Raw genomic sequence first — 20,662 nt, forward strand, 5'->3', positions numbered from 1 at the left:
AAAAGGTGGATATTTGGCGCCCATTGGGCGCCTTTTTTTGCCTAAAATTCAAGTAGGCGTTCGATTGTACGCATCGCATGCCGGTGAAGTTCATGACTACACCAATGACCAGTCTCTTCAATGTGAGCGACCTCGCCGTCATCTGAGCGGAACGAAGCCAGCACAAAGAAGAAAATAACCCAATACTTCATAAGGTCAAATCACCTGCTGGAGAGAGGGCCCGCAACTGTCAAACCCAAACCGCGACAAGATATACCGCCAGACTATCAACTGTATTACCTAGAAATTACAAATCCGTCATTTGAGCCCCGGCACGCTCATTTTGATTTACCATCCCTTTCAATAATGCCGGCGCGCGTGCGCGGTTAATTGCTCAGTGATATCGAGACAAAATCCCATGCGAATTCTGGTAATTGAGGATGAAGTAAAAACTGCGGAGTATGTGCGTCAAGGTCTGACGGAATGTGGCTATGTCGTAGATTGCGTCCACACCGGGTCAGATGGATTATTCTTGGCTAAGCAGCACGAATATGAGCTGATTATCCTGGATATAAATCTGCCAGAGATGGACGGTTGGCAGGTCCTTGAGTTGTTGCGTCGTAAAAACTGCCCTTCCCGTATCATGATGCTGACGGCGAGAAGCCGGCTGGCGGATAAGGTCCGGGGGCTGGAGAACGGAGCAGATGACTACCTGATCAAGCCATTTGAGTTCCCTGAGCTGCTGGCCCGGGTTCGCGCCTTGATGCGCAGGTCAGATCACCCTGCATCCGTAGAGGTCATTCGCGTCGCTGACCTGGAGCTTGATCAGAGCCGGCACAGGGCATTCAGGGACGGTCAGCGCATTGACCTGACCACGAAAGAATTCGCGTTACTGCATTACCTGATGCGTAATACCGGTGTGGTGCTGAGCCGCACCCAAATTATTTCGCAGGTTTGGGATATGAATTTTGACTGCGACACAAACGTTGTAGAGGTGTCGATTCGAAGACTCAGAGCCAAGATAGATGACCCTTTCGAGACCAAACTGATACATACGCTTCGGGGCGTAGGGTATGTGCTTGAAAAACGATAGTTGCCAAGCTCTCTAGTACCGAAAATCCGCTACATGCTCCCGTCGCTTGCGAACTTGAGGTTTCTGTTTACGATCCGCGGCGCTGATTCCTCACTCAACAAATGAGGTAGGCTGTACATGAGGTATAGCATTGATTATCAGCAGGTTTCGCAAGGACAATCCGATGCCAGCATTGATGCCTGTCCAGCTGACATTGTCTTCAACAGCGACCATGGCCTAGCTCTTATCCCGTGCGTTGGCGATGTTATCAACCTCCCCTCTACGGCGGTCAAAGAAGGGGTTTGCGGCATCGTTAGATCAAGGATTTTCAATTATCTCAGAGGTCCTGAAGAGCTGTACTGTCACGTCAATATTCTCGTTGAGGAGGCGGACATCAATTTCGAAAGTCTCATCTCGGAATACATGCGCAATCAGTCACGTGCTCGCTCGCCTTCTTCATAAAGTCGAAGGCGGGCCAGTCCATTAATGGTTGTGTATGGGTGAGGGTTCAGCAGAGCGAGCGCCTACTGAGCACCAGAGATGAATAGTCACAGCCTAGTGGTTTAACGCGGTACTGCTGGTGTACGCAGGGCCGGACTCATTGTTTTTTGAATGGCGCATTGCAGCACATAGAAATATAAAACCCCGGAAGCAAATACGATTGCGGACAGATAAGCAAACTCAGAGTCTAAAACCCCGGAAACCATATACAATTTAATCGTGATAGAACCCATAATAATTCCGGTACAGTACATGACGCCTGTGAACTGATTGCCCAAAAAACTCAGTATGCCGCTGAAGGCATTGTTCGCACTCAACAGCATTGCTTTCAGTATCGTCCAGCCGAGAACTGGCAGAAAAGCCTTGATCATGAAGGCGAATAACATCGACGATGCAAACAGTTTTATCGGGGTTTCTGCCCACGGCTTGATGGTGCCGTCTACTTCAACGCCGGTATACAAGATGATATTCAGAATAATCGCCATAAGGGTGCATATGCCGAGGCGTATCATTTCCCGCTTAAGCGGGGCCATCATTATCACTGCGTGAATCTTGTTTCCAAAGTATCGTTTTAGTCCTTGGATCGACATTTTTCTTCCTATGCTCTCGGGTATGACGCTGTTGTAGCGTTGTATGACGGTCATGCTTTTACCCGAAGAGAGGTGACGCTTCAACGGTCCTGAATTGCGCAGGGGATCTCATGTCCTTCCCCTGGCTGGGTAGCTTGCTGAGAAATTCTCATCTACCTGCGTGGCAACGATGCGGCCACCCCGCCGCCGTCAGAGCTCTGGAGGACTGGCTGCTGTCAGCAACTCATCGAGTGACGGAACCTTAGCGTTTGCACTGAGGACGAGTGTTCTGGATCGGAGTATGGATACATCAAAGAAAGATTCGCACTCGACTCTTCCGTTTACTTCTCTCCAGTGGGTGACTTCTGGTATCAACTCATTAGGCACCGGGTATAGTGCCATAGGGTTATGGAATACCTCCACTTCAGCAGACCACGGCTCGTAGCCATATTGCGGCCAGAGCTGACCGTAGTCGCTGGACGCTACATCCAACAGAAATGGGATACCTCGTGATGCTCCCGGAGAACGGTCGAAAAACTCACCAAACCGCAAGTATCGGTACCCGTCTAGATGAGCTCCACCTGAGATCGGCACTCGGCTGAGCTTTGGCACTGTGCAGGCATTGGTGAAAATGACCGCTGAAAGATGGGCATTTTCCATTAGCGTAAATAGGCCGTTGGGGCGCCCTGATAGCAGAGATGTCTCTTCCTCCACAGTTATCAGGTGCGTACCACGATGCGCAGATGAGTGAACTGCAAAGCCATAGAGATAGCTGATGAGCGACTCCCTGCTCCACAGCATTGAACTGGGCGCATGGAAATCGGCTAAGGCCAGAATGAGCGGCTTACCCTCCACGTGCGGTAGGGATTCGTAACGCTTGTCCAATTTGTTTTGGATGGTCCTCGCAAACCTTTCTGCAGCCGCTCCTAAGAAACGCTCATGTCGGTCAGCGGGTGGGGGGGACCGGCGAGGCGCCAAAATGCTCATACCGCTCTTCCGGGTTGGCTGTCACTGCTTCAACCCAGGCCTCATCTCCCAGCCTATTCTCGATGTGAAAATCGGGTGATTCTTTAGGCTGGGTGACCAAGAGTCCCTGTTCACGAAAAATCGCTAATAGGTGGGCTTCCCAGAGGCGGGTGTGAAAATTCTCAGTCTGGCAATCGGGAACCCAATTTCTGTCTGGGGATGGCAGTGCGAGATACAGTTGATTCAGCGCCCACGCCCCAATACGGCGGCTTGGATCAAATAGTGATTTGAACACCACGCTTGGTGTGCGCTTACCCATTCTGCTTAGAGGAGCACGTCGTCGTTCACCTGAAGGGAGTGGAAGCGGATGGGCTTGGGTATAGAGAAAATGGCTGATTGAGGCGCGGGCTTCAGACTCGCCAGTGGTGCGCTCACTATGGCTGAGGAGCACCCACACGCTATCGACACGACGCCGCAAGGTGACAATTCCGAAGCTGCCGGAATGGATATTTCGGGTTAGAGCGGCACAAGAAATTCCGTCCTCACTAAGCCATGCCCCTACTGGCGGGCTGTCCCCAAACCCCAACCCTCGTGGAAGCGACAAAGCGATTAGATCGAACATCGGCGCAGCAATTTCTTTCATTCGCTGATCTCGGCAGCCGTCAAAATGCATTCCATCAATGCCTCGGAGCGTGCCCGCCGGCGATGGCATCGGTGGAGGTACCTATTGAAGAAGGGGGCCTTGTTCCACCAGGACATCTCGGTTGGTGAAGATGGTCTCAATGGTTGCAGCCTCGGCAGCCACATGAGTCTTTCGCGTGATCTCTTCAAGGGCCAGTTCGAGCCGGTAGTCTTGGAAATACTCGTACAGCTTTTCAGAGCTCTCGGATATCTCCTCCCCACCATTCTTCGCGAACAAGATGTGGATGATCGCTGCGAGTGGGAGAGAGATGTCGAGATCCTTCTCTTCTGCATCTGAATCCGAGTTCAAACCGTCGAAATACCTCTCCAGATGACTCTGGAGCTCCTCAAGCCAGAACTGAGATAGGTTGCTTGGAAGGGAGCTTTCAGGCCCGGTCAGAAGGACTTCATCTCTGAATAGAGCCAGCAGATTGGGGTTTGCCATGGAGGACCTCACGATTAGATTTGAGAGCAACTGGTCAGCATAGTCCACCTCAAGATGACCACCTCCTTGACGCCCATCCTGGTGCTCCTGAGCATCAGACGAGTGAATCGCCCCGAAACCTGTAGATACAAAATGACCGCTTCTCGCCGTTAGCTGCCTTTCTTGAAGGACAGCTTTGGGTCGATAGCGGCCTTCGTGGAGGTTGGTGTCTACGGGGTCGGTTTAGTCAATCTGAATCTCCGGTTTCACCTCCGTGAGGCCGGCCATCGTCATGCATCAGATCTTGATTGACACGCGTGCCGCTTTGGATAGCCTTGCAATTGAGGGCTGCAACTGCGCATTTGTCGGGCCTGGGTACCAGCATGAGCCCCCCGCAATTTTGGCAGCAGAGGAAGCTGGTTCCTCTGAAGTAGTGACGGCGGGCATTGCCAGTCGGATTCTGAACCCAAGGTCGCCAGACTAGGAGCTAAAGGATCGCTGCGACTACTCCTCATCCCTTACCGAAAAGTCACGCGTCGGTCGTAAACGGCCCTTTCCAGGCCAATCAACTTTTGTGATTGGTGAGTAGGGATTTCTCGGCTTTTCTGTGAAAAGCACCCCTTCATTTCACAAAAAAAATGGCGAAGATTCCAATTTCACGGGGTCTGGCCTATCACCTATTTTGTGAACCTACACCGGGTTTCCCGCGCGACGAAAAGGCCAACCCTGCGAAGGGTTGGCCTTTTTTATTGTCTTGGCAAATGTGGCGCTTTTCATTGGTCCAGCTAGTGTCAGAAGACTGTCCACGAGGGATTCAACATGAAGCCATGGATGATTGCAGGCTTGGCGCTCGTGCTTGCCAGTCAAGCGCCGATGGCCGCGGAGCAGGAGCGTGAAGGTGACTACTGGTATGTGCAGACCAGCGCCTACACCCGGCATTGGAGCCATGACCCAGAGCACAATAATCACCAGGAACTGGTGGGTATCGAGCGTGTCTACACCGATGGCTTATTGTGGGGGGCGGCGACCTTCAAGAACTCCTTCTACCAGCGTTCCTACTACGCCTATCTCGGCAAGGTCTGGGAGAACGAGCGCTACCCGGTGTACGTCAAACTTAGCGGTGGTTTGATCGAAGGCTACAAGGGCGAGTACGACGACAAGATCCCACTCAACCACCTTGGCGTTGCACCGGTGATCATTCCTTCCTTCGGCGCCCATTGGGGACCGGTGGGCGCTGAATTCGTCGTGCTCGGCGCAGCCGCAGGGATGATCAACGTGGGACTTCGTTTCTGAGATGTTCCACGTGAAACACTAAAGGCCGAGTTCCTTCAGGCGCCGATACAGGGTGCGCTCACTCAGGCCCAAGTGTTTCGCCAACTCGCTGCGCGACCCTTCGAAGCGTTCCAAGGCATGAGCCAGCCGGCCGCGTTCGTCCTGTCCCCCTCGACGCTGTGCAACAAACGTCCCTTCCCCGGCGACTTCCGACGGCAGGTGCTGCATCCGGATAACACCGTCATCGGCGAACAGCCGAGCCCGTTCAAGGATGTTACGCAGCTCGCGGATATTGCCCGGGAAGCTGTAGGCCTGTAGCAGGCTCAATGCCTGCTTGTCGATCTGCGGCGCGACCGATCCGGCGATGCGGTGCAGCAGAGTTTCGATCAGCAGGGGCAGATCCTCTACTCGCTCCTTCAATGACGGCAAGCGAATAGGGAACCCGCTGATGCGGTAGTAGAGGTCTTCACGGAAGGTACCCGCCGCAGCCATCTCACGCAGCGGTTTGTGCGTGGCACAGACCAGACGGAAATCGGAGTGCACGGTTCGCAGGCTACCCACCGGACGGAAGCTCCCCGACTCGATCAGGCGCAGCAGCTTGACCTGCATCGCCAGAGGCACCTCGCCAATCTCATCGAGGAACAGCGTGCCGCCATGGGCCGCTTCCGCCAGGCCAATCTTGCGCTGCAGGGCTCCGGTGAAGGCACCCTTCTCATAGCCGAACAATTCACTCTCGAACAGCGACTCGGTCAGCCCGGTGCAGTCCACCACCACCAGAGGACCGTCGGCACGCGGACTGCCCAGATGCAGGGCGCGGGCGAAAAGCTCCTTACCGGTGCCTGACTCGCCTTGCAGCAGCACCGGAATTTGCGCCGGTGCCGCCCGTTGCAATCCCTCAAGTGCAATCTTGAACGCAGCAGAGCGACCCACCAGACCATTCTGCTGTGGCTGCGCGGAAGCCAGGGTGATGCGGTTCATCCGCTCAACGAAGGCGATCACCAGCCCGTGCTCGTCGAGGATCGGCCGCAGCTCTACATCCACATGCTCCGGTCCGCGCGGCGTGTGATGCACATGCAACATGCGCTCGGCGACCCGGCTCTCCCGCGCCTTGCGCATTGGGCAGACCTCTCCGGCCTGGTCACAGGGCACGGCGTAATGGTGCGAGACGCGATGACATTTGGCGCCCACTGCTCCCCCGCCGAACTGCCGTTGGTAGGCACTATTGGCGGCAAGGACGTTGTAGTCGGTGTCGAGCACGATCGAGGGCTGCGGGTCGTGTTCGAGATAGGACACCAGCGCCTGGATGGCGGGGTGGGAGATAAGGGTCATGGCAATACCTGGCAGAACGTGCCGCGAGCTTAACCGAAGACCCTTGCACTGCCAAAGACTGCCAAAGTCTGCCACCGACCTGCCATCTGCCACGGCAGTCGTTGTCAACCAGATGAGCCAGACTCAATGAATCCGGGCGCCCTCAAGCACAGCGGCAGTGGCATGCATCTTGAAAAACACCGGAAACGATTGATTGGCGAGCCTGCGTGCAAGGCGCCAGCCTGACCCCCGGAGAATGGGCAATGATCATTGGCGGCAACCTCTATGTGGAAGCGCTGTTCGACAGCGCGACCTGGACCATCAGCTATCTGGTGATGGACAACCAGACTCGTCACTGCGCCCTTGTCGACAGTGTCCTCGACTACGACCCCAAGTCCGGCCGGACCGATACCGCCAGCGCCGACCGCCTGATCGCGCGGGTGCGCGACCTGGGTGCCAGTGTGCAGTGGATCCTGGAGACCCATGTGCACGCCGACCACCTGTCCGCGGCCGCCTACTTGAAACAGGCCCTTGGGGGGCAACTGGCGATTGGCAGCCGGATCACCCAAGTGCAGAAGACCTTCGGCACCCTGTTCAATGCCGGTCCCGGTTTCGCCCGTGATGGTAGCCAGTTCGATGTGCTGCTGGATGACGAAAGCACCTTCGCCATTGGCAACCTCCGTGCCCGTGCCTGGAACACCCCCGGTCACACGCCCGCGTGCATGACCTACCTGATCGAAAGCGCGGGCGAGACCATCGCCTTCGTTGGCGACACTCTGTTTATGCCCGACTACGGCACTGCCCGCTGCGACTTCCCCGGTGCCGATGCCCGTACCCTGTTCCGCTCGATCCAGCGCATCCTCGCCCTGCCCGCCCGCACCCGTCTGTTCATGTGCCACGACTACCTGCCCGGTGGCCGCGAGCTGCGCTACATGACCACCGTGGAAGAGCAGCGCGCCAGCAATATCCATATCCGCGAAGGTATCAGTGAAGACGACTTCGTCACCATGCGCCAAGCCCGAGATGCCACCCTGGAGATGCCGGTACTGATGCTGCCGGCGGTGCAGATCAACATGCGCAGCGGCCAGTTTCCCGAGCCTGAGGACAACGGCGTGAGCTACCTGAAGATCCCGCTCAACGCCCTCTGAGCTGCCGTACCCGAATCATTATTAGAAAGGATGTACCCATGCCTGCTGCCCCCTCCTCTGCCACCCGCCGCGAGGCGGATCATCACACCGTGCTCGTCGTCGGCGCCGGTGCCGCCGGGATCGCTGTCGCCTCCAGCCTGCTGGCGCGTGATCGCTCGCTGGACATTGCCCTGGTCGATCCCGCCGACGTGCACTACTACCAACCCGGCTGGACCATGGTCGGCGGCGGCATCTTCAAGGCCGCCAGCACCGCCCGCACCATGGCCTCGACCCTCCCCGCCGGTGTGCGCTGGATCAAGGCTGCGGTCAGCAGCTTCGAGCCCGAGGCGCAGCGAGTGATCCTCGCCGACGGTCGTCGGGTGAGTTATCAACAGCTGATTGTCTGCCCCGGCCTCAAGCTCGACTGGAGCGCCATTGATGGGTTGGAAGAAACCCTCGGGCGCAATGGTGTGACCTCCAACTACCGCTACGACCTGGCGCCCTATACCTGGGAGCTGGTGCAGAACCTGCGGGAAGGCCGCGCGCTGTTCACCCAGCCGCCGATGCCGATCAAGTGTGCCGGCGCGCCGCAGAAGGCCATGTACCTGTCCTGCGACCACTGGCTGCGCAATGGCCGGATCGGTGCGGTTCGTGCGCAGTTCTTCAGTGCCGGTGCCGTGCTGTTCGGCGTCGCCGACTATGTGCCGGCACTGATGGAGTACATCGACCGTTACGCGATCGAGCTCAACTACGTCCACCGCCTGGTGGCTGTCGATGGCCCGAACCAGCGTGCCACCTTCATTCGTACCCTGCCCGACGGCAGCACGGAAACCGTGGTGCAGCCGTTCGATATGCTGCATGTGGTGCCGCCGCAAGTCGCGCCCGAGGTGATCCGCAGCAGCCCGCTGGCCGATGCCGGCGGCTGGCTGGATGTCGACCCGGCGACCCTGCGCCACCGGTCCTTCGCCAACATCCATGGCCTGGGTGACGTGCTCAACACCAGCAATGCCAAGACCGCCGCCGCTGCCCGCAAGCAGGCCCCGGTGGTGGCGAACAACGTGCTGGCGGCGCTCGGTCGGTTGTCGAAAGTGATGGCCTATGACGGCTATGGTTCCTGTCCACTGACCGTGGCCCGCGGCAAGATCGTCCTCGCCGAGTTCACCTACGGCGGCAAGCTGGCGCCGAGCTTCCCCGCCTGGCTGCTCGATGGCCGCAAGGCCACCAGCCTGGCCTGGTGGCTGAAGGCACAGGTGCTGCCGCCGCTGTACTGGCGCGGCATGCTCAAAGGCCGCGAATGGCTCGTCAAGCCGGTGCAGGAGGCACATTCGTGATGGAACACGATCTGCTTGGCGGCGGATTGGGCGCCATCGTCGGATTGATCCTGGCGCTGACTGGCGCCGGCGGCGGCATCCTCGCGGTACCGTTGCTGGTATTCGGCCTCGGCCTAAGCATGGTCGAAGCGGCGCCGATCGGTTTGCTGGCGGTGGGACTGGCGGCCGCCGTCGGAGCGATCCTCGGCTGGCGCCAGGGGCTGGTGCGTTACCGCGCGGCATTCTTCATCGCGGCGCTCGGGCTGGTCACGGCGCCATTCGGTTTGTGGCTGGCGCATCGCCTGCCCAACGCGCCACTGGCCCTGGGCTTCTCCGTGATACTGGTCTACGCCTGCTCGCGGATGTTGCTCAAGGCCCGCCGCGAGCTGCGCGGCGAGTCACCCTGCGCCAACCGCAAGCTGCAACCCTGCGTGCTCAACCCGCTGCAGGGCCGTCTTCGTTGGACCCTGCCCTGCGCCCGTGCCCTGGCCTTCACCGGCATGCTCAGCGGGCTGCTGTCGGGCTTGCTCGGGGTTGGTGGTGGCTTCGTCATCATTCCTGCGCTGGGCCGCTACACCAACCTGGACATGAAGAGCATGGTCGCCACATCGCTGGCGGTGATCGCCCTGGTTTCCACCGGTAGCGTGCTGACTGCCAGCCTCAGTGGCGTGATGCACTGGGCGGTCGGTGCGCCCTTCGCCATCGGTGCACTGGTCGGACTGCTCGGTGGCCGCCAGGTCGCCCATCACTTGGCTGGCCCGCGTCTGCAGCAGGCCTTCGCCGTGGTCGGGATTGGCGCGGCATTGTTGCTGGCGGGTAACACTCTATTCGGTTAATGCCTGGGTGCGCTCTGCGGCCCTTCGCGAGCAAGCTCGCTCCCACAGGTTGCTCGCGAAGGGCTGCGAAGCAGCCCCAAAAGTCTACTCGGCCAGTAGTTCGGCCTGTTCCTCCGCACACAGCGCCAGCAGGTAATCCCACACCACCCGCAACCGCACCGACTTGTGCAACTCCCGCCGCGTACTGATCCAGTAACTTCGCTGGATCGTCTCACTAGGCAGGATACGCACCAGCTCCGGGTCATGACGGGCCATATAGTTGGGCAGCACGGCGATGCCTAGCCCGGCCCGTGCCGCATGCTGCTGTGCGATCACGCTGGTGCTGCGGAATACCACGTTCGGCGCGCGGCAGAAGCTGTGAAGGAACAGCAGCTCCTGACTGAACAGCAGGTCGTCGACATAGCCGATCCAGCTGTGCCGGGCCAGGTCTTCGCGACTGTTCAGCGCTGGCGCCCGCGCCAGGTACTCACGGCTGGCGTACAGCGCCAGGCGGTAGTCAGTGAGCTTACGAGTGATCAGCAGGTCAGCGTTGGGCCGTTCCAGATGGATGCTGATTTCCGCCTCGCGGTTGATGATGCTGACGAAGCGCGGCACCGCCACCAGTTCTACCTCCAGCCCCGGATAACGCTCGAACAGCCCGCTCAGGCGCGGAGTGAAGAAGACGATGCCGATGCCTTCGGTGACCCCCAGGCGGATCTTGCCCAGCGGTGCGATGGCCTGGGTAATCTCTTCCTGGGCCAGCAGCGCGACATTCTCCATCGCCTCCGCATGCTTGAGCAGCGCCTGCCCGGACGGCGTCAGCTCATAGCCCTGGGCATGCTGGACGAACAACGCAGTGCCCAGGCTCTGCTCGATATTCTCGATATGCCGGGCCACTGTGCTGTGGGTGGTATTGAGGCGCTTGGCGGCGGTGAGCAGGCGCCCGCTGCGCTGGAGTTCAAGAAAAAACCGCAGATCATTCCAGTCGAACATGCTGTTCCCGTTAAGCCGGTGCTGCGCTAAAACGCACAGCGGTTGAGTGAAATCTCTCGTTTTCATCTCGAAAGTAATCAACAACACTGGAGGAAGACAAGAATAAAAATCAGGCGCGAGGTGTGAAATGCCATCAGCCGATCCGTCCTACGACTACGTCATCGTCGGTGCCGGCCCTGCCGGTTGCCTCCTGGCCAACCGTCTGTCCGCCGATCCGTCCTGCCGCGTCGCCCTGCTCGAAGCGGGCGGGCGCGACAACTACCCCTGGATTCACATTCCGGTGGGCTATCTCTACTGCATTGGCAATCCACGTACCGACTGGTGCTTCAAGACCGAGAACCAGCCCGGCCTCAACGGCCGCAGCCTGGGTTATCCGCGAGGCAAGGTGCTCGGCGGCTGCTCGTCGATCAACGGCATGATCTACATGCGCGGCCAGTCTGGTGACTACGACCGCTGGGCCGAGGAGGGTAATCCCGGCTGGGCCTGGAAGGATGTGCTGCCACTGTTCAAGGCCAGCGAACGGCACTTCGCCGGCAGTGCGGAGTTCCATGGTGGCGACGGCGAGTGGCGGGTCGAGCAGCAACGCTATTCCTGGGCGATCCTCGATGCCTTCCGCGAGGCGGCGGCGCAGCAAGGCATCGCCAGCGTCGACGACTTCAACGGTGGCGACAACCAGGGCTGTGGATACTTCCAGGTCAACCAGAAGGCCGGGGTGCGCTGGAACGCCTCCAAGGCCTTCCTGCGGCCGATCGCCAACCGCCCCAACCTCGATGTGCTGACCGGCGTCGAAGTCGACCGTGTGGTGCTGGAGAACGGCCGTGCGGTGGCGGTACGCGGACGCTGGCAAGGCCAGTGGCAGGCATTCGCCGCGCGCCGGGAGATTCTCCTGTGCGCCGGCTCCGTCGGCTCGCCAGGTATCCTCCAGCGCTCCGGTATCGGCCCGCGGCCACTGCTGGAGCGCCTGGGCATCGGCGTTCAGCACGAACTGCCAGGCGTCGGCGGCAACCTGCAGGACCACCTGCAACTGCGCCTGATCTACCAGGTGGACAACGTACGCACCCTCAACCAGGTTGCCAACAGTCTGCTCGGCAAGATGGGTATGGGTCTGCGTTACCTCTATGACCGCAGCGGACCGCTGGCCATGGCGCCGAGCCAGTTGGGCGCTTTCGTGCGTTCCGGCCCGGAGCAGGCCTCGCCGAACCTGCAGTACCACGTGCAGCCGCTGTCCCTGGACCGCTTCGGCGAGCCGCTGCATCGCTTCGCCGCTTTCACCGCTTCGGTGTGCAACCTGCGCCCGGTCAGTCGCGGGCGTGTGGATATCCGCTCCGCCGATCCTTCCGTGGCGCCGGTCATCGATCCCAACTACCTCAGCGATGCCCAGGACCTCAAGGTCGCCGCCCAGGCCATTCGCATCACCCGCGCCATCGTCGGCTCCCCTGCCCTAGCGCCGTTCTCGCCACGGGAATACCTGCCGGGCGCGGCGCTGAGCACCGAGGAAGAACTGCAGAAGGCCGCCGGCGCGATCGGCACCACCATCTTCCACCCCTCCGGAACCTGCCGCATGGGCAGCGGTCCGCTGGATGTAGTGGATGCACAGCTGCGCGTGCACGGCATCCCCGGCCTGCGGGTCGCGGATGCCTCGATCATGCCGAACATAGTGTCCGGCAATACCTGTTCCCCCACCCTGATGATCGCGGAGAAGGCCGCGCAACTCATCCTCCAGGGCCATGAAGCCGCTGGCAACCGCAGTGACCGAGCAACGATAACGACGCCCTGAACCCGGGGCGGCGCGCAACAGCGACACCGGCAGCAGTCGACCGGTGTCGACAGTGGAAAAAAACAATAATCACTGTGCCCCCGCAAGGGGCCGAGAGGACAGCACGATGTCGGACACCCTCCAGCAACAGGGCGCGACCGCGACGGCAGGCAGCCGCCGCGAAGAGCGCAAGATCATTTTCGCGTCATCCCTCGGGACGGTTTTCGAGTGGTATGACTTTTTTCTCTACGGGGCCCTGGCCGCGGTCATCAGCAAGCAGTTCTTCGCTGGGGTCAACGACACCACGGCGTTCATCTTCGCGTTGATGGCGTTTGCGGCCGGCTTCCTGGTTCGCCCCTTCGGTGCGCTGGTGTTCGGCCGCCTGGGCGACATGATCGGCCGCAAGTACACCTTCCTTGTCACCATTGTCCTCATGGGCCTGTCGACCTTCGCCGTCGGCCTGCTACCCACCTACGCCAGCATTGGCATTGCCGCGCCGATCATCCTCGTGGTGCTGCGCATGCTTCAGGGCCTGGCCCTGGGCGGTGAGTACGGCGGTGCGGCCACCTACGTGGCGGAGCATGCGCCGCCCGGCAAGCGTGGCTTCCACACAGGTTTTATCCAGTCCACCGCGACCCTCGGCCTGCTGCTGTCGCTGCTCGTGGTGCTGGGCAGCCGCTATATCAGCGGCGACCAGTTCGAGACCTGGGGCTGGCGCCTGCCCTTCCTGCTGTCCATCGTTCTGTTGGCGATCTCCACCTGGATCCGCATGAGCATGCACGAGTCGCCAGCCTTCGTGAAAATGAAGGCCCAGGGCAAGGTCAGCAAGTCGCCGATCCGCGAGTCCTTCACATCATGGCCGAACCTCAAGGTGGTGCTCACCGCGCTATTCAGCATCAACGCCGGGCAGGCGGTGACCTTCTACACTGCGCAGTTCTACGTACTGTTCTTCATGACCCAGATGCTCAAGATGGACCCGGCCCAGGCCAATACCCTGCTGATCATCAGTGTGGTGATCGGTGCGCCGTTCTTCGTCTTCTTCGGCTGGCTGTCGGACCGGGTCGGGCGCAAGCCGATCCTGATGCTCGGGCTGCTGCTGGCCACCGTGCTCTACTTCCCGCTGTTCAAGGCCCTGAGTCACTACGCCAATCCCCAGATCGACGCCGCCAGCCGCCAGTCGCCCATCGTGGTGATGGCCGACCCGGCCGCCTGCACCTTCCAGTTCGACCCTGTGGGTAAAGCCCGTTTCGACAGCCCGTGCGACAAGGTCAAGACCTTCCTGGTCAAGCAGGGCCTGCCGTACAGCTCGCAGTCGCTGCCAGCCGGTAGTGCAGTGGCGGTGACCATCGGCGAGCAGCGTATCGACGGCTTCGACGAAGCGGCCATGCGTTCGGCCATCGAGAAAGCCGGCTACCCGGCCAAGGCCGAGGCCGCCAATGTGAACGAGCCGATGGTGGTGCTGCTGATCGTGGTGATGATCCTGATCGCCACCATGACCTACGGCCCGCTGGCGGCTGTAATGGTCGAGCTGTTCCCCACCCGCATCCGCTACACCTCCATGTCCCTGCCCTACCACATCGGCAACGGCTGGTTCGGTGGCTTCCTGCCCACGGTGTCGTTCGCCCTGGTGGTGTACACCGGCGATATCTTCTACGGGCTCTGGTATCCGGTGCTGATCACCGGCGTCAGCCTGGTGGTCGGGCTGTTCTGCCTGAAAGAAACCCGTGATGTGGATATCGACAAGGTCTGAGAAATTCCAGGCACAAAAAAACCGGCTTAAAAGCCGGTTTTTTAATTCCGCGAAAAAACTTATGCACGATTTACATGAAGCGGTCATACACAGAAATATGTAGACAGATTAATGACTTAGCGCTTTTTTCCGCGATTGATCCAAATATTGTCAACAAGTTATCCACAGAACGCTCAGGCCACCGACGAGGTTTCGCTGGAGGCCGGTTGCGCCGGCAGAGAACCCATTTCGCGCTGGGTCTTTTCGTTCCATGCGGCAGCGCGGTCGTTGAGTTCGGCGATGGCCCGCGGACCGCTGCCTTCAGCCCACATCGGTTCGCCAATCACCACCTCGATGGTGCCGGCGCGCTTGCCCCAGCCTTCCTTCGGCCAGTACTTGCCGGCGTTGTGGGCAATCGGCAGCACCGGCAGGTCGGCGTTCACCGCCAGCGCCGCGCCGCTGCGCGAGAACTTGCCGATCTGACCGAAGGGCACGCGAGTGCCTTCCGGGAAGATCAGCACCCAGGTGTGTTCCTTGAGCAGCTTGTCGCCTTTGCTGGCGACCTGCTTGAGGGCGACCTTGGGGTTGTCACGGTCAATGGCGATGGGCCGCAGCATGGCCATCGCCCAGCCGAAGAACGGCACGTACAGCAGTTCGCGCTTGAGCACCTGGCTCAAGGGCTGGAAATAGGCGGAGAGGAAGAAGGTCTCCCAAGTGCTCTGGTGGTTGGAGACGATCACGCAGGGGCGCTCGGGGATGTGCTCGGCGCCGGTCACCTTGACCTTGATACCGAGGAACAGCCGCACCAGCACCAGTGCGAAACGGCACCAGTACACGTTGATGAAGCGATAACGGATACGGAAAGGCAGGAAAGGCGCGACAAAGAAACTCAGCGAGCACCAGAGCAGCGCACTGGTCCCCAGCAGCACATAGAAGAGTGCAATTCTGATCGCCTGCAGGATCGACATAGCGGCTTGTACCGTTGCGGGGAGCACCCGCCTTAGCAAGAACGCGCCCGTTAGGCGGGCGCGCTATTTGTGGATAAGTTCTCTGGCTAGGGTGGCCAGGTCGTCGAAAACCAGTGTATCCGGCGACACGCCTTTGGCGAGGGTCTTTTCACCCTTGCCGGTACGCACCAGGACCGGTTGTGCATCGACGGCCTTCGCGGCCTCCAGGTCACCCGGACTGTCGCCGACGAACCACACGCCGGTCAGTCCGACGCCGTAGTGTCCGGCGATCTGCCGCAGCATCCCGGGCTTGGGCTTGCGGCAATCGCAGCCCTCGTCCGGCCCGTGCGGGCAGTAGACGATCAGGCCGACCTCACCACCCAGCCCGCGCACCAGCTCGCGCAGGCGAGTGTGCATGGCGTCCAGGGTCGCCAGCGAATAGTAGCCGCGGGCGATGCCGGACTGGTTGGTAGCGATCGCCACCGTCCAGCCGGCCTGGCTCAACTGCGCGATGGCCTCGATCGAGCCGGGAATCGGAATCCACTCTTCCAGCGACTTGATGTAGGCGTCGGAGTCCTGGTTGATCACTCCGTCACGATCGAGAATCAGCAGTTTCAAGGCTTACCCCAGCAGCGAGATGTCGGCCACGCCCAGGAACAGGCCGCGCAGGCGGCTGAGCAGGGCGTAACGGTTGGCGCGCACGTTGGCGTCCTCGGCATTGACCATCACCGCTTCGAAGAACGCGTCTACCGGCTCGCGCAGGGCTGCCAGGCGAGCCAGCGACTCGGTGTACTGGCGCTGTGCGGCCATTGGCTGCACGGCCTGGTCGGCCTGCTGGATCGCCGAGTACAGGGAGAACTCGTTGGCGTTGTCGAAGTACTTCGGCTCGACGTGAGTGGCGATGGTGCCTTCAGCCTTGCCCAGCAGGTTCGACACGCGCTTGTTCACTGCGGCCAGGGCAGCGGCTTCCGGCAGCTTGCGGAACGACTGCACGGCTTGCACGCGCTGGTCGAAGTCCAGGGCGGAACCCGGCTTCAGGGCACGTACCGACAGGTAGGTGGCGACATCGATGCCTTCGTCTTCGTAGCGAGCACGCAGGCGATCGAAGATGAACTCCAGCACCTGTTCGGCCAGGCCGGCAGCCTTGACCTTGGCGCCGAACTGCTTGACGGCGAACTCCACCGCTTCGGTCAGGTCGAGGTCCAGCTGCTTCTCGATCAGGATGCGCAGCACGCCCAGGGCCGCGCGACGCAGGGCGTACGGGTCCTTGCTGCCGGTCGGCAGCATGCCGATGCCGAAGATGCCCACCAGCGTGTCGAGCTTGTCGGCGATGGCCACGGCCGCACCGGTCAGGGTCGATGGCAGTTCGGCACCCGCACCGCGCGGCATGTACTGCTCGTTCAGGGCCAGGGCGACGTCTTCCGGCTCGCCGTCGTTGAGGGCGTAGTAGTAGCCGGCAACGCCTTGCATCTCAGGGAATTCGCCGACCATCTCGGTGGCCAGGTCGCATTTCGACAGCAGGCCTGCACGCTGGGCGCGGGTGGCGTCGCCGCCGATCTTGCCGGCGATGAACGCGGCCAGCTTTCCGACGCGCTCGGCTTTCTCGAAGACGCTGCCCAGCTGGGCTTGGAACACCACGTTCTGCAAGCGCTCGTTGAAGCTTTCCAGCGGCTGCTTCTTGTCCTGCTTGAAGAAGAACTCGGCGTCGGTCAGGCGTGGGCGCACGACCTTCTCGTTGCCTTCGATGATCTGTTTCGGATCGCGGCTCTCGACGTTGGCCACGGTGATGAAGCGCGGCAGCAGCTTGCCGTCGACATCCAGCAGGCAGAAGTACTTCTGGTTGTCCTGCATGGTAGTGATCAGGGCTTCCTGCGGGACTTCGAGGAAGCGTTCCTCGAACGAGCACACCAGCGGTACTGGCCACTCGACCAGCGCGGTGACTTCGTCCAGCAGCGCCGGCGGCACGATGGCGGTGCCTTCCTGCTGCAGGGCAAGTTCCGCGGTGCGCTTGCTGATGAGGTCGCGACGCTCGGCGAAGTCAGCCAGGACGTAGGCCTTGCGCAGGTCTTCCTGGTAGTTGGCCGGGGCGCTGATACGCACGTTTTCCGGGTGGTGGAAGCGGTGGCCGCGGGATTCGCGGCCGGCCTGCTGGGCGAGGATGGTGCAATCGACAACGTCGTCACCGAGCAGCATCACCAGCCACTGGGTCGGACGCACGAACTCTTCCTTGCGGGCACCCCAGCGCATGCGCTTGGGAATCGGCAGGTCGTTCAGCGAATCCTCGACGATGGTCGGCAGCAGGCTGGCGGTGGCCTTGCCCGGGATGTGCTGGGAGAAGCGCAGTTTCGGACCGCTCTGGTCGATTTCCGACAGCTCCACGCCGCACTTCTTGGCGAAGCCCAGGGCGGCCTGGGTCGGGTTGCCTTCGGCGTCGAAGGCGGCCTGGCGGGGCGGGCCGTCGACGTTGATGCTGCGGTCTGGCTGCTGGGTGTCCAGGTTGCGGATCAGCACGGCCAGACGGCGCGGCGCGGCGAAGACTTTCTTGTCGCTATAGTTCAGACCGGCGGCCTGCAGGCCTTTCTCGATACCGGCGAGGAAGGCGTCGCCGAGCGTGGCGAGGGCTTTGGGTGGCAGTTCTTCGGTGCCCAGTTCTACCAGGAAATCTTGAGCACTCATTCCGCAGCCTCCAGCTTGGCCAACACTTCGTCACGCAATTCGGGGGTCGCCATCGGGAAGCCGAGGCGGGCACGGGCTTGCAGGTAGCTCTGGGCAACGGCCCGGGCCAGGGTGCGCACGCGCAGGATGTAACGCTGGCGCTCGGTTACCGAGATGGCGCGGCGGGCGTCCAGCAGGTTGAAGGTGTGCGAGGCCTTGAGGACCATTTCATAGGTCGGCAGTGGCAGTTCCAGCTCGATCAGGCGGTTCGCTTCGCTTTCGTAGAAGTCGAACAGTTCGAACAGCTTCTCGACGTTGGCGTGCTCGAAGTTGTAGGTCGACTGTTCCACTTCGTTCTGGTGGAACACGTCGCCGTAGGTAACCTTGCCGAACGGACCGTCGGTCCAGACCAGGTCATACACCGAGTCGACACCCTGCAGGTACATGGCCAGGCGTTCCAGGCCATAGGTGATCTCGCCGGTGACCGGCAGGCACTCGATGCCGCCGACCTGCTGGAAGTAGGTGAACTGGGTGACTTCCATGCCGTTGAGCCAGATTTCCCAACCCAGGCCCCAGGCGCCGAGGGTCGGCGATTCCCAGTTGTCCTCGACGAAGCGCACGTCGTGAACCAGCGGGTCCAGGCCGATGGCCTTCAGCGAGCCCAGGTACAGCTCCTGGAAGTTCGCCGGGTTCGGCTTCAGGACTACCTGGAACTGGTAGTAGTGCTGCAGGCGGTTGGGGTTTTCGCCGTAGCGACCGTCGCCAGGACGGCGGCTTGGCTGGACATAGGCGGCGTTCCAGGTTTCAGGGCCTACGGCGCGCAGAAACGTGGCGGTATGAAAAGTGCCGGCGCCCACTTCCATATCGTAGGGCTGAAGCACCACACAACCTTGCTCGGCCCAGTACTGCTGGAGCGCGAGGATCAAGTCTTGGAAGGTACGCACGGCTGGCGTAGGCTGGCTCACGAAATTCACCTGTTTCTAGGGCTGCGAATATAAAGAGCGGGAGTATAACCCGATTCGCCCCGGCCTCTACCCATGGTGCTTTATGCCACGTTGCTTTTGGTGTACCGACGATCCGCTGTACCAGACCTACCACGACGAGGAGTGGGGCACGCCGCAACGCGACCCGGGGCAGCTATTCGAGATGCTTCTGCTCGAAGGGTTCCAGGCCGGCCTGTCGTGGATCACTGTGCTGAAGAAACGCGCGCGTTATCGCGAGGTCATGTTCGGCTTCGATCCCCATCGGCTGGCGCAGATGAGCGACGAGGAGATCGAGGAGCGCATGCTCGATCCCGGCATCATCCGCAACCGTCTCAAGCTCAATGCCGCGCGGCGCAATGCGCGGGCGTGGCTGGCGCTGGAAGACCCGGCGACCTTGTTGTGGTCGTTCGTCGGTGGCCAGCCGAAGATCAATCACTTCACCGCCCGCGGCGAGGTGCCTGCCGTCACCGACGAAGCCAAGGCCATGAGCAAGGCCCTGCAGAAAGCCGGCTTCACCTTCGTCGGCCCGACCATCTGCTACGCCTTCATGCAGGCCACCGGCATGGTCATGGATCACACCACCGATTGCGATCGATACGCCGCCCTGCTGCGCTGACGGTTACAATGCCCGGCTTGTGTATGGAGGAACCTGCCTGTGGATAAATTCAAGGGCGCCTTGATGGTCGGGGCGTTGCGGTTGTTTGCCAAGCTGCCCTGGGGCGCGGTGCAGCGGGTTGGCGCGGCGATTGGCTGGATCATGTGGAAGGTCCCCAACAGCTCGCGCGAAGTGGTGCGCATCAACCTGGCCAAGTGTTTCCCGGAGATGGACCCGGTCGAGCGCGAGAAGCTGGTGGGGCGCAGCCTGATGGATATCGGCAAGTCCTTTACCGAAAGCGCCTGTGCCTGGATCTGGCCGGCGCAGCGCTCCATCGACCTGGTGCGTGAGGTCGAAGGGCTGGACGTGCTGAAGGATGCGCTGGCCTCGGGCAAGGGCGTGGTCGGCATCACCAGCCACCTGGGCAACTGGGAAGTGCTCAACCACTTCTATTGCAGCCAGTGCAAACCGATCATTTTCTACCGGCCACCGAAGCTCAAGGCTGTGGATGATTTGCTGCGCGAGCAGCGCGTGCAGTTGGGCAACCGCGTGGCGCCGTCGACCAAGGAAGGCATCCTCAGCATCATCAAAGAAGTACGCAAGGGTGGCCAGGTGGGGATTCCGGCGGACCCGGAGCCGGCGGAATCGGCGGGGATCTTCGTGCCGTTCCTCGGGACGAAGGCGCTGACCAGCAAGTTCGTGCCGAACATGCTGGCCGGGGGCAAGGCGGTGGGGGTGTTCCTGCATGCGCTGCGGCTGCCGGATGGCAGTGGCTTCAAGGTGATCCTCGAGGCGGCGCCGGAGGCGATGTACAGCCTTGATACCGAGACTTCGGCGGCGGCGATGAGTCAGGTGGTGGAGAAATATGTGCGGGCTTATCCGAGCCAGTACATGTGGAGCATGAAGCGCTTCAAGAAGCGGCCGGCTGGAGAGGCTCGCTGGTATTAAAGGCAGTACGCGGACCCTGTGGGAGTGGGTTT

Annotated in this window: 19 protein-coding genes; 10 read left to right on the forward strand and 9 right to left on the reverse strand. The window is 60.8% G+C overall.

Features of this window, described 5'->3' with window-relative positions; translation table 11 throughout:
• Window positions 1-397: 397 nt before the first annotated feature.
• Window positions 398-1,072 carry a heavy metal response regulator transcription factor gene (locus tag AC5QPF_RS00305; RefSeq protein WP_003253420.1) on the forward strand — a complete coding sequence of 225 codons (675 nt, stop codon included), beginning with the start codon at window positions 398-400 and terminating at the stop codon, window positions 1,070-1,072.
• 117 nt (window positions 1,073-1,189) lie between these two features.
• On the forward strand, window positions 1,190-1,513 hold the full coding sequence (locus AC5QPF_RS00310) for a hypothetical protein (RefSeq protein ID WP_010951457.1): 324 nt from the start codon (window positions 1,190-1,192) through the stop codon (window positions 1,511-1,513).
• Window positions 1,514-1,614: 101 nt separating this feature from the next.
• Here AC5QPF_RS00310 and AC5QPF_RS00315 read toward each other — a convergent pair whose 3' ends face one another.
• The 3 genes from AC5QPF_RS00315 to AC5QPF_RS00325 form a co-directional block, all read right to left on the reverse strand.
• Window positions 1,615-2,142: a hypothetical protein gene (locus tag AC5QPF_RS00315; protein ID WP_012269855.1), complete on the reverse strand. Its 528-nt coding sequence runs from the start codon at window positions 2,140-2,142 to the stop codon at window positions 1,615-1,617.
• A gap of 925 nt (window positions 2,143-3,067) precedes the next feature.
• Window positions 3,068-3,730, reverse strand: coding sequence for a hypothetical protein (locus tag AC5QPF_RS00320; RefSeq protein WP_226342902.1), 663 nt, complete (start codon window positions 3,728-3,730; stop codon window positions 3,068-3,070).
• 81 nt (window positions 3,731-3,811) lie between these two features.
• Window positions 3,812-4,213 (reverse strand): hypothetical protein, encoded by a 402-nt coding sequence (locus AC5QPF_RS00325; RefSeq protein WP_012269857.1) that lies wholly within the window; start codon window positions 4,211-4,213, stop codon window positions 3,812-3,814.
• 852 nt (window positions 4,214-5,065) lie between these two features.
• On the opposite strand from AC5QPF_RS00325, the gene AC5QPF_RS00330 reads away from it, so the two are divergent.
• Entirely contained in the window at window positions 5,066-5,485 is a 420-nt protein-coding gene (locus AC5QPF_RS00330; RefSeq protein WP_494964288.1) for a sn-glycerol-3-phosphate transporter, read from the forward strand.
• 18 nt (window positions 5,486-5,503) lie between these two features.
• Here the strand turns inward: AC5QPF_RS00330 and AC5QPF_RS00335 are convergent, their stop codons facing one another.
• Window positions 5,504-6,793 (reverse strand): sigma 54-interacting transcriptional regulator, encoded by a 1,290-nt coding sequence (locus tag AC5QPF_RS00335; RefSeq protein ID WP_494961514.1) that lies wholly within the window; start codon window positions 6,791-6,793, stop codon window positions 5,504-5,506.
• A gap of 242 nt (window positions 6,794-7,035) precedes the next feature.
• Here AC5QPF_RS00335 and AC5QPF_RS00340 point away from each other — a divergent pair, with 242 nt between their 5' ends.
• From AC5QPF_RS00340 to AC5QPF_RS00350, 3 genes are read left to right on the forward strand one after another with little or no spacing between them, the layout of a single operon-like run.
• Window positions 7,036-7,920: an MBL fold metallo-hydrolase gene (locus tag AC5QPF_RS00340; RefSeq protein WP_494961515.1), complete on the forward strand. Its 885-nt coding sequence runs from the start codon at window positions 7,036-7,038 to the stop codon at window positions 7,918-7,920.
• A gap of 38 nt (window positions 7,921-7,958) precedes the next feature.
• Window positions 7,959-9,230 carry an FAD-dependent oxidoreductase gene (locus AC5QPF_RS00345; protein ID WP_494961516.1) on the forward strand — a complete coding sequence of 424 codons (1,272 nt, stop codon included), beginning with the start codon at window positions 7,959-7,961 and terminating at the stop codon, window positions 9,228-9,230.
• Window positions 9,227-10,045 (forward strand): TSUP family transporter, encoded by an 819-nt coding sequence (locus tag AC5QPF_RS00350; protein ID WP_494961517.1) that lies wholly within the window; start codon window positions 9,227-9,229, stop codon window positions 10,043-10,045. Before AC5QPF_RS00345 ends, AC5QPF_RS00350 begins: the two co-directional genes overlap by 4 nt.
• A gap of 84 nt (window positions 10,046-10,129) precedes the next feature.
• Here AC5QPF_RS00350 and AC5QPF_RS00355 read toward each other — a convergent pair whose 3' ends face one another.
• Window positions 10,130-11,017 (reverse strand): LysR substrate-binding domain-containing protein, encoded by an 888-nt coding sequence (locus AC5QPF_RS00355; protein ID WP_494961518.1) that lies wholly within the window; start codon window positions 11,015-11,017, stop codon window positions 10,130-10,132.
• Window positions 11,018-11,144: 127 nt separating this feature from the next.
• On the opposite strand from AC5QPF_RS00355, the gene AC5QPF_RS00360 reads away from it, so the two are divergent.
• Together AC5QPF_RS00360 and AC5QPF_RS00365 are read left to right on the forward strand one after the other, a co-directional pair.
• On the forward strand, window positions 11,145-12,794 hold the full coding sequence (locus AC5QPF_RS00360; RefSeq protein WP_494961519.1) for a GMC family oxidoreductase N-terminal domain-containing protein: 1,650 nt from the start codon (window positions 11,145-11,147) through the stop codon (window positions 12,792-12,794).
• Between the two features lie 106 nt (window positions 12,795-12,900).
• The gene (locus AC5QPF_RS00365; RefSeq protein ID WP_494961520.1) at window positions 12,901-14,523 is read left to right on the forward strand and encodes an MFS transporter; all 1,623 of its coding nucleotides are present in this window, start codon (window positions 12,901-12,903) and stop codon (window positions 14,521-14,523) included.
• A gap of 173 nt (window positions 14,524-14,696) precedes the next feature.
• On the opposite strand, the gene AC5QPF_RS00370 is transcribed toward AC5QPF_RS00365, so the two are convergent.
• From AC5QPF_RS00370 to glyQ, 4 genes are all read right to left on the reverse strand, one after another.
• Window positions 14,697-15,470, reverse strand: a complete 774-nt coding sequence (locus tag AC5QPF_RS00370) for a 1-acyl-sn-glycerol-3-phosphate acyltransferase (RefSeq protein ID WP_494961521.1) — start codon at window positions 15,468-15,470, stop codon at window positions 14,697-14,699.
• A 63-nt stretch (window positions 15,471-15,533) separates the two neighbouring features.
• On the reverse strand, window positions 15,534-16,067 hold the full coding sequence (gene gmhB, locus AC5QPF_RS00375) for a D-glycero-beta-D-manno-heptose 1,7-bisphosphate 7-phosphatase (RefSeq protein WP_494961522.1): 534 nt from the start codon (window positions 16,065-16,067) through the stop codon (window positions 15,534-15,536).
• 3 nt (window positions 16,068-16,070) lie between these two features.
• A complete protein-coding gene (gene glyS / locus AC5QPF_RS00380) occupies window positions 16,071-18,125 on the reverse strand; it encodes a glycine--tRNA ligase subunit beta (protein WP_494961523.1) in 2,055 nt (684 codons plus the stop codon).
• Window positions 18,122-19,069, reverse strand: coding sequence for a glycine--tRNA ligase subunit alpha (gene glyQ / locus AC5QPF_RS00385; protein WP_075802064.1), 948 nt, complete (start codon window positions 19,067-19,069; stop codon window positions 18,122-18,124). Before glyQ ends, glyS begins: the two co-directional genes overlap by 4 nt.
• Window positions 19,070-19,151: 82 nt before the next feature.
• On the opposite strand from glyQ, the gene AC5QPF_RS00390 reads away from it, so the two are divergent.
• Window positions 19,152-19,703 carry a DNA-3-methyladenine glycosylase I gene (locus AC5QPF_RS00390; RefSeq protein WP_494961524.1) on the forward strand — a complete coding sequence of 184 codons (552 nt, stop codon included), beginning with the start codon at window positions 19,152-19,154 and terminating at the stop codon, window positions 19,701-19,703.
• A gap of 39 nt (window positions 19,704-19,742) precedes the next feature.
• Complete coding sequence (locus tag AC5QPF_RS00395) at window positions 19,743-20,630, forward strand: lysophospholipid acyltransferase (protein ID WP_494961525.1); 888 nt, start codon at window positions 19,743-19,745, stop codon at window positions 20,628-20,630.
• The last annotated feature ends 32 nt before the right edge of the window (window positions 20,631-20,662 follow it).

This window comes from Pseudomonas sp. Con_6, from assembly GCF_059379395.1.

Coding starts and splice junctions, on each gene's coding strand:
- AC5QPF_RS00305 (WP_003253420.1), top strand. CDS start 398: ATGCGAATTCTGGTAATTGAGGATGAAGTAAAAACTGCGGAGTATGTG.
- AC5QPF_RS00310 (WP_010951457.1), top strand. CDS start 1,190: ATGAGGTATAGCATTGATTATCAGCAGGTTTCGCAAGGACAATCCGAT.
- AC5QPF_RS00315 (WP_012269855.1), bottom strand. CDS start 2,142: ATGTCGATCCAAGGACTAAAACGATACTTTGGAAACAAGATTCACGCA.
- AC5QPF_RS00320 (WP_226342902.1), bottom strand. CDS start 3,730: ATGAAAGAAATTGCTGCGCCGATGTTCGATCTAATCGCTTTGTCGCTT.
- AC5QPF_RS00325 (WP_012269857.1), bottom strand. CDS start 4,213: ATGGCAAACCCCAATCTGCTGGCTCTATTCAGAGATGAAGTCCTTCTG.
- AC5QPF_RS00330 (WP_494964288.1), top strand. CDS start 5,066: ATGGCCGCGGAGCAGGAGCGTGAAGGTGACTACTGGTATGTGCAGACC.
- AC5QPF_RS00335 (WP_494961514.1), bottom strand. CDS start 6,793: ATGACCCTTATCTCCCACCCCGCCATCCAGGCGCTGGTGTCCTATCTC.
- AC5QPF_RS00340 (WP_494961515.1), top strand. CDS start 7,036: ATGATCATTGGCGGCAACCTCTATGTGGAAGCGCTGTTCGACAGCGCG.
- AC5QPF_RS00345 (WP_494961516.1), top strand. CDS start 7,959: ATGCCTGCTGCCCCCTCCTCTGCCACCCGCCGCGAGGCGGATCATCAC.
- AC5QPF_RS00355 (WP_494961518.1), bottom strand. CDS start 11,017: ATGTTCGACTGGAATGATCTGCGGTTTTTTCTTGAACTCCAGCGCAGC.
- AC5QPF_RS00360 (WP_494961519.1), top strand. CDS start 11,145: ATGCCATCAGCCGATCCGTCCTACGACTACGTCATCGTCGGTGCCGGC.
- AC5QPF_RS00365 (WP_494961520.1), top strand. CDS start 12,901: ATGTCGGACACCCTCCAGCAACAGGGCGCGACCGCGACGGCAGGCAGC.
- AC5QPF_RS00370 (WP_494961521.1), bottom strand. CDS start 15,470: ATGTCGATCCTGCAGGCGATCAGAATTGCACTCTTCTATGTGCTGCTG.
- glyS (WP_494961523.1), bottom strand. CDS start 18,125: ATGAGTGCTCAAGATTTCCTGGTAGAACTGGGCACCGAAGAACTGCCA.
- AC5QPF_RS00390 (WP_494961524.1), top strand. CDS start 19,152: ATGCCACGTTGCTTTTGGTGTACCGACGATCCGCTGTACCAGACCTAC.